The 12,544-nt window shown below is 70.1% G+C and carries 12 protein-coding genes; 6 read left to right on the top strand and 6 right to left on the bottom strand.

The window, feature by feature from the left end:
• Positions 1 to 18: 18 nt before the first annotated feature.
• From JOF29_RS41795 to cphA, 3 genes are all read left to right on the top strand, one after another.
• Positions 19 to 1,368, top strand: coding sequence for a glycoside hydrolase family 16 protein (locus JOF29_RS41795; protein ID WP_209699807.1), 1,350 nt, complete (start codon positions 19 to 21; stop codon positions 1,366 to 1,368).
• Between the two features lie 120 nt (positions 1,369 to 1,488).
• Positions 1,489 to 2,553 (top strand): cyanophycinase, encoded by a 1,065-nt coding sequence (locus JOF29_RS41790; protein ID WP_209699806.1) that lies wholly within the window; start codon positions 1,489 to 1,491, stop codon positions 2,551 to 2,553.
• Positions 2,554 to 2,559: 6 nt separating this feature from the next.
• On the top strand, positions 2,560 to 5,349 hold the full coding sequence (gene cphA, locus JOF29_RS41785; protein WP_209699805.1) for a cyanophycin synthetase: 2,790 nt from the start codon (positions 2,560 to 2,562) through the stop codon (positions 5,347 to 5,349).
• On the opposite strand, the gene JOF29_RS41780 is transcribed toward cphA, so the two are convergent.
• Genes JOF29_RS41780 through JOF29_RS41760 form a run of 5 tightly spaced genes read right to left on the bottom strand, consistent with a single transcriptional unit; the run spans position 5,342 to position 9,675 of the window.
• Positions 5,342 to 6,193, bottom strand: coding sequence for a hypothetical protein (locus JOF29_RS41780; RefSeq protein WP_209700290.1), 852 nt, complete (start codon positions 6,191 to 6,193; stop codon positions 5,342 to 5,344). The two genes, cphA and JOF29_RS41780, sit on opposite strands and share 8 nt — an antisense overlap.
• 40 nt (positions 6,194 to 6,233) lie before the next feature.
• Positions 6,234 to 7,928 (bottom strand): Mur ligase family protein, encoded by a 1,695-nt coding sequence (locus tag JOF29_RS41775; protein WP_209699804.1) that lies wholly within the window; start codon positions 7,926 to 7,928, stop codon positions 6,234 to 6,236.
• Positions 7,928 to 8,698 carry an enoyl-ACP reductase FabI gene (gene fabI / locus JOF29_RS41770; RefSeq protein WP_245359940.1) on the bottom strand — a complete coding sequence of 257 codons (771 nt, stop codon included), beginning with the start codon at positions 8,696 to 8,698 and terminating at the stop codon, positions 7,928 to 7,930. The genes JOF29_RS41775 and fabI overlap by 1 nt, the downstream gene beginning before the upstream one ends.
• Entirely contained in the window at positions 8,698 to 9,402 is a 705-nt protein-coding gene (gene fabG, locus JOF29_RS41765; protein WP_209699803.1) for a 3-oxoacyl-[acyl-carrier-protein] reductase, read from the bottom strand. Before fabG ends, fabI begins: the two co-directional genes overlap by 1 nt.
• A gap of 60 nt (positions 9,403 to 9,462) precedes the next feature.
• On the bottom strand, positions 9,463 to 9,675 hold the full coding sequence (locus JOF29_RS41760) for a dodecin (RefSeq protein WP_209699802.1): 213 nt from the start codon (positions 9,673 to 9,675) through the stop codon (positions 9,463 to 9,465).
• A gap of 84 nt (positions 9,676 to 9,759) precedes the next feature.
• On the opposite strand from JOF29_RS41760, the gene JOF29_RS41755 reads away from it, so the two are divergent.
• Positions 9,760 to 10,119 carry a DUF3099 domain-containing protein gene (locus tag JOF29_RS41755; protein WP_209699801.1) on the top strand — a complete coding sequence of 120 codons (360 nt, stop codon included), beginning with the start codon at positions 9,760 to 9,762 and terminating at the stop codon, positions 10,117 to 10,119.
• A 176-nt stretch (positions 10,120 to 10,295) separates the two neighbouring features.
• The gene (locus JOF29_RS41750) at positions 10,296 to 10,496 is read left to right on the top strand and encodes a hypothetical protein (protein ID WP_209699800.1); all 201 of its coding nucleotides are present in this window, start codon (positions 10,296 to 10,298) and stop codon (positions 10,494 to 10,496) included.
• Positions 10,497 to 10,608: 112 nt separating this feature from the next.
• Here JOF29_RS41750 and moaA read toward each other — a convergent pair whose 3' ends face one another.
• Positions 10,609 to 11,628: a GTP 3',8-cyclase MoaA gene (gene moaA / locus JOF29_RS41745; protein WP_209699799.1), complete on the bottom strand. Its 1,020-nt coding sequence runs from the start codon at positions 11,626 to 11,628 to the stop codon at positions 10,609 to 10,611.
• 57 nt (positions 11,629 to 11,685) lie between these two features.
• On the opposite strand from moaA, the gene JOF29_RS41740 reads away from it, so the two are divergent.
• Positions 11,686 to 12,525 carry an SURF1 family cytochrome oxidase biogenesis protein gene (locus JOF29_RS41740; protein ID WP_307863976.1) on the top strand — a complete coding sequence of 280 codons (840 nt, stop codon included), beginning with the start codon at positions 11,686 to 11,688 and terminating at the stop codon, positions 12,523 to 12,525.
• The last annotated feature ends 19 nt before the right edge of the window (positions 12,526 to 12,544 follow it).

The following is a 12,544-nucleotide window of genomic DNA, read 5'->3' as shown; positions in this document are numbered from 1 at the left end:
CCGCCCCTGGAGGTCGACATGCGGATCCGCCCCCTCGCACTCGCCCTGATCATCCCGCTCCTCGCCGTCGCCTCGACCCGCGTCGTCGCCGAGGCCAACGTGCCACCGCCGCCGGCCGGCTGGTCGACGGTGTGGAGCGACGACTTCGACGGCCCGAGCGGCAGCCTGCCGTCGAGCACGAACTGGATCGTCGACACCGGCCACGGCTACCCGGGCGGCCCCGGGAACTGGGGTACCGGCGAGATCCAGAACTACACGAACAGCCCGGACAACCTCTCCCTCGACGGCGCCGGCAACCTCAAGATCACCCCGCGCCGGGACGCGGCCGGCAACTGGACGTCGGCCCGGATCGAGTCCCAGCGCGCGAACTTCAAGCCGCCGGCCGGAGGGGTGCTGGCGATCGAGAGCCGGATCCAGATGCCGAACGTCACCGGTGACGCCGCGCTCGGGTACTGGCCGGCGTTCTGGGCGCTCGGCTCGCCGTACCGCGGGAACTACTGGAACTGGCCGGGCATCGGCGAGTTCGACATCATGGAGAACGTCAACGGGATCGACTCGGTCTGGGGCGTGCTGCACTGCGGCGTGAACCCGGGCGGCCCCTGCAACGAGACCACCGGCCTCGGCGCGAACCGCGCGTGTCCCGGATCGGCCTGCCAGTCCGCGTTCCACACGTACCGCTTCGAGTGGGACACGTCCGTCACACCGAACCAGCTCAGGTGGTACGTCGACGGGCAGCAGTTCCACTCACTCAGCAAGAGCCAGTTCCCGGCGGACACCTGGTCGAACATGACGTCGCACGCGGGGTACTTCGTGCTGCTGAACCTCGCGATCGGCGGCGCGTTCCCGGACGCGCTGAACGGCCCGACGCCGCGCGCGTCGACGGTCCCGGACAAGCCGATGGTCGTCGACTACGTCGCGGTCTCGACGAAGGGCGGCGGTACGACTCCCCCGCCGAGCTCGTCGGCGTACAGCACCCTGCAGGCGGAGGCGTACAGCCAGCAGTCGGGCATGGGCCTGGAGACCACGACCGACACCGGCGGCGGCCAGAACCTGATGCAGATCGGCAACGGCGACTGGGCCCTGTACCGCGGCATCGACTTCGGCAGCACGCCGGCAACACAGTTCGTCGCCCGCGTCGCGTCCGGCGCCGCAGCCGGGGTCAGCGGCCTGGTCGAAGTACGCCTGGACAGCAGGTCCAACCCCCCGATCGGCAGCTTCGCGATCGCGAACACCGGCGGCTGGCAGTCCTGGCGAACCGTCCCCGCCAACATCTCCACGACCACCGGCACCCACGACATCTACCTGACCTTCACCAGCGGCCAACCCGCCGACTACGTCAACCTGAACTGGTACACGTTCACCCACTGAGGCTCCGTACGCCCCACATCCCCGACTTTGAGAAGCCACCAACCACGGAAGGGCGCGCGGAATGGTCGGTGGCTTCCCAAAGTTGGGGGTGGGCGGGGGTGAGCACCTACCATTCCGGTTATGTCTGAACTGCAGGGTGGGCCGGGAGCCCTGTTTGCTATTGGTGGTGCCGAGGACAAGCTGAAGAAGCGGACGGTGCTGCAGGAGTTCGTCGAGGCGGCCGGTGGGTCGAAGGCGCGGATCGTCGTGGTGCCGACGGCGTCCGCGCTCGGGCCCGACGTCATCGACGTGTACCGCGCGCTCTTCGCCGCCCTGGGGGCCGAGAGCGTGGTCGGCGTCCGCCCGGAGAACCGGGAGGACGCCGACGACCCGGCCTTCATCGCGCCGCTGAACGACGCCACCGGGATCTTCATGACCGGCGGCAACCAGCTCAAGCTCGCGGGCGTCGTCACCGGTACGGCGTTCGGCCGCGCGGTGACGGCCGCGCACGCGCGTGGGGCGGCCGTCGGCGGTACGTCGGCCGGCGCGAGCATCCTCGCGGAGCACATGATCGCGTTCGGGCGGTCCGGCGCCACCCCGCGGCAGCGGATGAGCCAGCTGGCGGGCGGTCTCGGCCTGGTGCAGGGCGCGATCGTCGACCAGCACTTCGCCCAGCGGAACCGGTACGGCCGGCTGCTCTCGCTGGTCGCGCAGTCCCCCGGCCTGCTCGGGATCGGCGTCGACGAGGACACCGCGGCGGTCGTCCGCGGCAGCCACCTGGAGGTCGTCGGCCGCGGCGCGGTGACGATCTTCGACGGCACCCGGATCACCTCGAACGCGCCCAACGCGAAGCGCTCCGAGCCGATCCTCGCGTCCGGCGTCGTCCTGCACGTACTGCCCGCGACCGCGACGTTCGACCTGCAGAACCGGGTGCTGCTGTCGTACGGGCCGCAGCCGCCGGCCGAGGAGATCGCCGAGATGGCGGCGGCCGAGGCGGACCTGCGCAAGCTCGCGAAGGAGATCGCCGCGGAGGGCGTGTCCCCGCGGTACTACGCGGAACGCAAGCGGCGGGCGGGACGCCGTACCAAGGCGGCCACAACGATCGGGGCCGGGGAGTCCAGACCGGAGGCGACCGAGCCGATCAAGGCCGGCGCCGACTCGCAGCAAACCTCTGAGCTCCCCGACCGCACGCAACCAGAACAGTGACGCCCAATGACCGATGCAACACCGTCTCCTGACCTGAAGATCATCGAGACCCGCGTCTACCGCGGCCCGAACATCTGGAGCTACGAGCCCGCGATCCACCTGGTCGTCGACCTCGGTTCGCTGGAGAAGTTCCCGTCGAACACGATCCCCGGCTTCACCGAGCGGCTGCTCGCGGACCTGCCCCGGCTCGACCAGCACCACTGCTCGCGCGGCCGCCGCGGCGGCTTCATCGAGCGGCTGGACGAAGGCACCTGGCTCGGGCACATCTCCGAACACGTCGCGCTCCAGTTGCAGCAGGAGGCCGGCCACGACATGCGGCGCGGCAAGACGCGGCAGGTGAAGGGTTCGCCGGGCGTCTACAACATCACCTACGCGTACGCCGACGAGGCGGTCGGGCTGGCCGCGGGCGAACTCGCCGTACGGTTCGTGAACAACCTGGTCGAGCCGGACCCGGCGTTCGACTTCACGCAGGAGCTCGAGAAGTTCATCAAGCAGGCCGAGCGGACCGCGTTCGGCCCGTCCACGCAGGCGATCGTGGACGAGGCGGTGTCCCGGGACATCCCGTGGATCCGGCTGAACAAGGCCAGCCTGGTGCAGCTCGGGCAGGGCGTGCACGCGAAGCGGATCCGGGCCACGATGACGTCCGAGACCGGATCGATCGCGGTCGACGTCGCGAGCGACAAGGACCTGACCACCCGGCTGCTCGCGTCCGCCGGCCTGCCGGTGCCGCGCTCGGAGTCGGTCCGCACGGTCGAGGAAGCGGTCTCGGTCGCGCACAAGATCGGGTATCCGGTGGTGTGCAAGCCGCTGGACGGCAACCACGGGCGCGGTGTCTGCCTGAACCTGCCGGACGCCGACGCACTCCGCGACGCGTTCCCGATCGCGGCCGAGCAGTCCCGGCGCGGGTTCGTGATCGTGGAGAACTTCGTCACCGGCAAGGACTACCGGTGCCTGATCATCAACGGCCGGATGGAGGCGATCGCCGAGCGGGTGCCCGCGCACGTGGTCGGCGACGGCGTGCACACGGTGGCCGAACTCGTTGACATCACCAACGCCGATCCGCGGCGCGGGGTCGGGCACGAGAAGATCCTCACCCGGATCACGATCAACGCGGCGGCCCGGCAACTGGTCCGCGACCAGGGCTTCGAGCTGGACGACGTACCGCCCGAGGACGTGATGGTGAAGCTGACGCTCACCGGCAACATGTCCACCGGCGGGATCTCGATCGACCGGACCTGGGAGGCGCACCCGGAGAACGTCGAGATCGCCGAGGAGGCGGCCCGGATGATCGGGCTGGACATCGCCGGCATCGACTTCATCTGCCCGGACATCACCCAGCCGGTGCGCGAGACCGGCGGCGCGATCTGCGAGGTGAACGCGGCGCCCGGGTTCCGGATGCACACCAACCCGACGATCGGCGAGCCGCAGTACATCGCGAAGCCGGTCGTGGACATGCTGTTCCCGCCGGGCGCGACCAGCCGGATCCCGATCGTCGCCGTGACCGGGACCAACGGCAAGACCACCACGTCGCGGATGATCAGCCACGTCTTCAAGGGTCTCGGCCGGAAGGTCGGGATGACGTCGACGGACGGCATCGTGATCGACGAGCGGCTGGTGATCCGGCAGGACGCGTCCGGCCCGAAGTCCGCGCGGATGGTGCTGCAGAACCCGCGGGTCGACTTCGCCGTGTTCGAGGTGGCCCGCGGCGGGATCCTGCGCGAGGGACTCGGGTACGAGCGCAACGACGTGGCCGTCGTGCTGAACGTGCAGCCCGACCACCTCGGTCTGCGCGGCATCGACACCCTGGAACAGCTCGCCGACGTGAAGTCGGTGCTGGTCGAGGCGGTGCCACGGACCGGGTACGCCGTCCTGAACGCCGACGACCCGCTGGTCCGGAAGATGCGCCGGAAGTGCTCGGGGCAGGTCGTCTGGTTCAGCATGTCCGAGCCGGGCAGCGAGGTCCGGGACTACATCGAGGGACACTGCCGGCGCGGCGGGCGGGCCGTGGTGCTGGAGCGGTCGGAGCTCGGCGACATGATCGTGGTGAAACACGGCCGCCGGTCGATGCAGCTCGCCTGGACACACTTGCTGCCGGCAACGTTCGGCGGGCGGGCGATGATGAACGTGCAGAACGCGATGGCGGCGGCCGCGGCGGCGTTCGCGGCCGGTGCGCCGCTGCACGACATCCGGCAGGGCCTGCGGACCTTCAGCACGTCGTACTACCTGTCCCCCGGCCGGCTGAACGAGATCGACGTCGACGGCCGCACCGTGATCGTCGACTACTGCCACAACGCCCCGGCGATGCGGATGCTCGGCGACTTCGTCGACCGGCTCGGCGAGAGCCTGAACGCGTCGTCAGAGCTCGGCCGGCCATCCCGGATCGGTGTGATCGCGACCGCGGGCGACCGGCGCGACGACGACATCCGCGAGCTCGGCGAGGTCGCGGCGCAGCACTTCGACGCGGTCGTGTCCCGCGAGGACGCACGGCTGCGCGGCCGCAAGCGCGGCGAGGCGGCGAACCTGGTCACGGCAGGAGTCCGGGCCGCGATGGAGGACGGCGCCCGCTGCCGGCGGGTCGACGTCGTACTCGACGAACTCGACGCCGTCCGCTACGCGCTCGACCTGTCGAACCCGGGCGACCTCGTCGTCCTCTGCGTCGACCAGCACCAGCAGGTCCTGGCCGAACTCGAGTCGGTCTCCCACCTGGCCCAGGCGGGCGCCCGCTCCGGCGACGAGGGCGGCGACCCGGACTTCGTCCAACCTGACGAAGAGATCACGGAGGAGACCGTCAGCTGACGGGATCCCGTCGCGCCAGCAGCCGGCGGCGGGGCTCGTCGCGGTCGATCCAGTCCAGGTCGTCGGACAGTACGGCGTCGTTCGACCTGTCGGCGTACGGGTCGGCGGGAGGTGGCGCCGGCGGCAGCGCGCGCAGTTTGAGCGTGACCATCGGGATCGCCAGCAGTACGCCGACCACCAGCCACGGCCAGTACTCACGCAGCAGCGGCGCGAACGACTGGAAGAACGCCTCGGTCGACGCGTTGCCGACCGCGTCCATCGGCTTCCCGGACGACGTGCTGATCAGCCGGACCGACTCGACGACCGCGAAGCACACCAGATAGAACCCGGTCAGCGGGATCCACGCGCCGACCGACCGCCAGCCGCGCTTCCAGCAGGCGATGTAGAGCAGCAGCGCGAGTCCCGCGCCGACCAGCGCGCCGTTCAGCTGCCACAGCCAGCGCCAGTCGGTCAGCTGCTCGGCCGGACGCATCGCGGTCCAGGCGATCGGCAGCGCCAGCGCGAACGCCGCGACCACCGAACTCCTGGCGCCGATCGCGCCGAAGAACCCGCCGACGGCGGTTGCCACCAGCAACGTGATCAGCAGGCGGAGCTCGCCGAACGAGGTCCCGGTCGCCCACCACATGCCCGCGGCAACGACCAGTACCACCGGTACGGCGATCCGGATCCGCCCGATCAGCAGCCCCGCGAGCACCCCGCCCGCGAACCCGCCGAGCACCAGCAGGTCGACCCGTGGCGGTACGAAGTACGTCGTACCCTCCGGGAGTCCCTTCAGGTACGTCGCGGAGAAGCCGCCCACAAACCAGGCGACCACCGCGGCCGGGATCGACCACAGGTAGCGCATCACAACCCCGTTCCCACCCCGAGCGGGCGGACCGTCGGGGCTAGTGCTGGGCTCTCTCGACCTTGCTCTTCAAGATCTCCGGTGTGTCGACAGTAGCTCCCTGGGACCGCAACCAGGCGTCAAGACTCGCCCGATCCTGCAGAGACATGACCGCCACCACATCGCCCGCCTGTGCCTCCGCGACCAGCGCCTGCGCCGCCGCCAGCTCGGTCGGGAACGCCGGTACGTCGTCCACGCCGACCGACGCGGCCCCGGCCCGGAACACCGCCTCGAGCTCCGCCGGCGGCCGTCCGCGCAGGTAGTCGCTCTTGTGGCCGATCGCGACCCGGTCGGCGGCCCGGGCGCCCATCGCGCCGAGCGCCGCGACCATGTCGTCGGCCCGGTCCCCCGGCGACCCGAGCGCCAGCAGCAGCCGGCCGCCCTCGGGTTTGACGCCGTTCATGATCTCGATCAGCGCCTCCAGCCCGGCCTCGTTGTGCGCGAGGTCGATCACCACGGTGAAGTCGCGCAGCGAGTACAGGTTCATCCTGCCGGGGTTGTTCTCGTTCGGCGCGAACGTGCTCAGCCCCTCGATCACGGCCGCCCGCGGCAGCCCGAGCCCGAGCGCCGCCGACGCCGCGGCCAGCGTGTTCTCCACGTTGTAGTGCGACAGCCCGGACAGCGTCATCGGTACGTCGGCCACCTTGAGCAGCGGCTCCGGGTCGCGGGCGTTGTCCAGCACCGTGACGAAACCGTCGAGCACGGTGGTCGCCCGGCCGCCCTCGTCGAGCACGGCCCGGATCGACGGCGAGTCCGCGTCCCGGGAGAACACCCAGCACTTCGCCGGCGAACCGAGCCGCATCGCGAACGTCCGCGGGTCGTCGCCGTTGACCACGCACCAGCCGCGCGGCCGGGTGATCTGCGTGATCACCGCCTTCACCTCGGCGAGCTGGTCGACGGTGTCGATACCGCCCAGCCCGAGGTGGTCCGACGTGACATTGGTGACCACCGACACGTCGTTGTACGCGACGCCGACGCCGCGGCGCAGGATCCCGCCGCGCGCGGTCTCGACCACGGCGAGCTGGATCCCCGGCTGGGACAGCACCTGGGCCGCGCCGCTCGGGCCGGAGAAGTCGCCGTACTTGATCAGTTCGCCGTCGAAGTACACGCCGTCGGTGCTGCACCAGCCGACGTGCAGGTCGGCGGCCCGGCCGATGTGCGCGATCATCCGGGACGTCGTGGTCTTGCCGTTCGTCCCGGTCACCGCGACCACCGGCACCTTCGGCCGCAGCGTCGGAGGCGGGTTGCCCGGCGGCTCGTCCCGGACCCGCTCACCGACGGACGCGATCAGCTCCGCCAGGTCGCCGGTGTCATCAGGACCGAAGGCGTCCAGCACCTCGACGATCGCCGCGCCGAGCGCCCGCGCCCGGCCCTCGTGCGCCCAGGGGAACGCCACCACGAGCCGCCGTACGTCGGACTCCGGCCGCACCCGGACACCGATCCGGCCGATCCCGGCCGTGCGCGCGATCCGCCGTACGACGTGACCGACGACGCGGATCGCGAACCGCTGCCGGAACCCGGAGCCGATCCGGCCCGGACGGGTGGCGCCGAGGCCGATCGCCTGCGCGTACGCCTTCGCGGCCGGCGCAGGTGCGTCGACGAGCGCCGACACGTCGAGCGTCAGCTTGACCGCCGCTCGGCTGAAGTAGAGGTTCGCGCCGTCCAGGACGCGAAGCTCGACCAGAGAAGTTGCCACTACGCTCCCATCGCGTGGTAACCGCCGTCGACATGGATGATCTCGCCGGTCGTCGACGGGAAGAAGTCGCTGAGCAGCCCGACGATGGTGCGCCCGGTCGGCTCCAGGTCGGACGGGTCCCAGCCCAGCGGAGCACGGTCCAGCCACGGCTCCTCGAACTTCTCGAAGCCCGGGATCGCCTTCGCGGCCAGCGTCTTCAGGGGGCCGGCCGACACCAGGTTGCAGCGGATCCCCTGCGCACCGAGGTCACGCGCGAGGTACCGGCTGGTCGACTCGAGCGCCGCCTTCGCGACCCCCATCCAGTCGTACCCGGGCCAGGCCACGGTCGCGTCGAAGGTCAGCCCGACCACACTGCTGCCGCGGCTCATCAACGGCGCGCAGGCGACCGCGAGCGCCTTCAGGCTGTACGCCGAGACGTGGACGGCCTGCGCCACGTCCTCCCACGGGCCGTCCAGGAACTTGCCGCCGAGGATCGTCTCCGGGTTCCCGTACGCGATCGAGTGCACGACGCCGTCCAGACCGTCGACGTGCTCCCGGACCGCGTCCGGCAGCGCCGCCAGGTGCTCGGCGTTCGTGACGTCGAGCTCCAGCACCGGCGGCTCGACCGGGAGCCGCTTCGCGATCCGCCTGGTGATGCTCAGCGCGCGGCCGAAGTTCGAGATCAGCACGGTGGCGCCCTGTTCCTGCGCCACCTTGGCCGTGGCGAAGCCGATCGACGAGTCGAGGGTGACTCCGGCGACCAGGATCCGCTTGCCGTCGAGGATGCCCATCAGTTGCCCATGCCGATGCCGCCGTCGACCGGGATCACCGCACCGGTGATGTAGCCGGCCTCGTCGGACGACAGCCAGCGGACCGCGTTCGCGACCTCCTCGGTCAGCCCGAACCGGCCGAGCGGGATCTGGCTGAGGTACTGCTTCTGGGTCTCTTCCGGCAGTACGGCGGTCATGTCGGTCTCGACGAACCCGGGCGCGACCACGTTCGCGGTGATGCCGCGGCTGCCCAGCTCGCGGGCGATCGACCGGGCCATCCCGATCAGGCCGGACTTGCTGGCCGCGTAGTTCACCTGGCCGGGCGAGCCGAGCAGGCCGACCACCGAGGAGATGAACACGATCCGGCCCCTGCGCAGCCGCAGCATGCCCTTCGCGGCCCGGCGGGCGACCCGGAACGAGCCGGTCAGGTTGGTCTGCAGGACCTGGTCCCAGTCGTCGTCGGACATCCGCAGCAGGAGCGTGTCGCGGGTGATGCCGGCGTTCGCGACCAGCACCTCGACCGGGCCCTGCTGCTCCGCGATCGTGTCGAACGCGGCGTCGACCTGCGCCTGGTCGGTGATGTCGCACTTCACCCCGAGGAAGCCGTCCGGAGGCGGGCTCGAGTTGTAGGTGACGGCGACCTGGTCACCGGCCTCCTTGAACGCGGTAGCGATCGCCAGACCGATACCCCGGTTGCCTCCGGTCACCAGCACAGACCTGCCCACAAGCCCTCCTCACGTCGTCGATCGGAGGAACGCTATCTCACCGCGACCGAGGTCCGGGCCTCAGGAGTCTTCGAGCCGGAAGCCGACCTTCATACCCACCTGGTAATGGTCGATCTCGTTGTCGACGACGTGGCCGCGGATCTCTGTCACCTCGAACCAGTCGAGGTGCCGCAGGGTCTCCCCGGCCCGGCTGATGCCGTTGGTGATCGCCTGGTTGATGCCCTCTTTCGAGGTGCCGACGATCTCTGTCACGCGGTACGTGCGATCGGTCATGACATACCTCTCTCCAGACTGGCTGCGCCCGGCCTCCACTGCGGAGGCAGCGCGGCGTACCGTTGTTCCTGGTGAGGAGGATAGATGTCGAGACGCCATGAGCGGAGCGGCGCGGCGGTCATCTCGGTGACCAGTGCGCAGCCGGGCCGGTCGGAGGATCTGGACAGCCGGATCGTGCGGTACGCCTGGATGATGTCGATCCGGGTGGTCTGCTTCGTCCTCGCTGTCGTCACCCCGTCGCCGTGGCGCTGGGCGTTCGTGGTCGGCGCGATCGCGCTGCCGTACTTCGCGGTCGTGCTGGCGAACGCCCATCGGTCCGCGACCCAGGACGGCGCGAGCCCGTTCATCGCCCCCGGCCGGACCGCGATCGGGGACGGCCGGACGACCGTCGTACCGGCCGGCGACGAGCCGATTCAGGACCGCCGGACCGACACCGAAAAGTGATCTGGGCCGGGACTGGAAAACTTGGACTGATTCGTGTCAGAATCTCCCGCGTGCTCTGAAGTTCAGCAGTGGAATTCAGGGACTTGATGCGGCGTCGGACGGCTCCCCCCGTGGCTGTCCGACGTCGCTTCATTTTTGCCACTATTGATTATTGAGACCTCAGGAATGCCGGGAATGTGACTGAAGAAGCTGCATCGACCACCTGCTCCGCCAGGGGCTGCGGCAACGCCGCCACCTGGGCGTTGCGCTGGAACAACCCGAAGATCCACACACCGGACCGGCGGAAGACCTGGCTCGCCTGCGACGAACACAAGGCCGGCCTGTCCGACTTCCTGGACCGCCGGTCATTCCTGCGCGAGGTCGAACCATTCACCTAGGGCGTCCCGAGTGCCCCGCAGTAGGCGGGGAATTACCGGGCACGCCCTAGGTGAATGTCGAGCGCACACGCCCGGGAGATACCGAAAAATCACATTTCCGGATTAGCCCGGATCAACCGCCGATGGCGGACATCGGGCGGGACGGCTGCAGGAAGCTCGGGTCGTTGATGCCGTGGCCCGGAAGTTTGCTGAGCAGCGCGCGCCGCCAGCGGTCCGCCAGTTCCGCGTCGTCGGCGCCGGACCGCAGCGCGGACCGCAGATCGGACTCGGTGCGCGCGAACAGGCAGTCGCGGATCTGACCGTCGGCGGTCAGCCGGACCCGGTCGCAGTCCCCGCAGAACGGCCGCGTCACCGACGCGATGATGCCGACCGTCCGCGGCCCACCGTCGACCAGGAACGACTCGGCCGGCGCGCTGCCGCGCTTCGACGCGTCGTCCGGGGTCAGGTGGAACCGGTCGGTGAGCATGCCGAGGATGTCGTCGGCGGTGACCATCGTCGCCCGGTCCCAGCCGTGCTGGGCGTCCAGCGGCATCTGCTCGATGAACCGCAGTTCGTATCCACGGGCGAGGCAGAACTCCAGCAACTGCGGCGCGTCCGTGTCGTTCACGCCGCGCATCAGGACCGCGTTCACCTTCACCGGCGTCAAGCCCGCGTCGTGCGCGGCCTCGAGCCCGGCGATCACGTCCTTGAGCCGGTCCCGGCGGGCGAGCTGCTGGAACGTGTCCGCGTTCACCGTGTCGAGGCTCACGTTCACCCGGTCCAGACCGGCGTCCTTCAGCGCCTGCGCCTGCCGGGCGAGCCCGATCCCGTTGGTGGTCAGCGAGATCTCGGGGCGCGGCGCGAGTTCCGCCGTACGGGCGACGATGCCGACCAGCCCGCGGCGCAGCAACGGCTCGCCGCCGGTGAAGCGGATCTCGTGCACCCCGAGCTGGGTGACGGCCACCGAGACCAGGCGCACGACCTCGTCGTCGGTGAGCAGCTCGGGCTTGCCGAGCCAGTCCAGGCCTTCCTCCGGCATGCAGTACGTGCAGCGCAGGTTGCAGCGGTCCGTGAGCGAGACCCGGAGGTCCGTCGCGACCCGGCCGTAGCGGTCCGCCAGGCCGTTGTGTGCCGCTTCCCGGATCGCCGTCATCCCCCCAGCGTACGTGCCGGGCGTCGGGTATTTCAGGGGATGGCTTAAGTTCGAGACGTGGGTCGTATCGTGAACCTCCGCTGGATCGCCGCCGCGCTGGGCGTCCTGCTCCTGGCTGTCGTGTGCGTGGAGCTCGGTCGCTGGCAGCTGCACCGTCTCGACGAACGCAAGGCACGCAACGCGGTGACCAGGACCAACCTGGCCGCCCAGCCCGCGTCCATCGACCAGATCCTGGGGCCGCCGGGTGTCGTGGGCGATCAGCACGCCTGGCGCACCGTGGTCGTCGCCGGGCGGTACGACGCCTCGAAGCAGGTGATCCTGAAGTACCGCAACGTCCAGGACAGACCCGGTTTCGAGATCGTCACGCCGCTGGTCCTGCCGGACGGGAAGGCGCTGCTGATCGACCGCGGCTTCATCGCCCGCCAGAGCTCGGAGCTGATGCCGCTGCACGTCCCCGCCGTACCGAGTGGGCAGGTGACCGTCACCGGGCGCCTGCAGCGCAGCGAACGCGGCGGCAGCACCACCGGCGGTACGCCGGACAACGGAACGGCCCGGCTGATCAACGGGCCCGACTTCGCGAAGGTCCTCGGGCTGAACCTGTACGACGGCTACCTGCAGATCACCAAGCAGGACCCCGCCAACGACCCGTCCTTCAGCGGGTTCCCCGGCCCGGAGATCGACGACGGTCCACACTTCTTCTACGCACTGCAGTGGTTCTTCTTCGCGCTGCTGGCGATCGGTGGACTCGTCTACTTCACGAAAACGGGAGGCCGCAGTGACAAGTCGGGGGCCAAGTCGGGGGCCGAATCCGGAGACGAGCCACCAGCAGACGCCGAGGACGTCGAACAGCCGGCCCACGCCGGAGCGGCGGATCGAGGACTACGCGCTGATCGGTGACCTGCAGACCGCCGCGCTG

Source organism: Kribbella aluminosa, assembly GCF_017876295.1.
Lineage (GTDB): Bacteria > Actinomycetota > Actinomycetes > Propionibacteriales > Kribbellaceae > Kribbella > Kribbella aluminosa.
The sequence above is the reverse complement of the archived record's forward strand: the minus strand, read 5'-3'. Positions and strand labels throughout refer to the sequence as shown.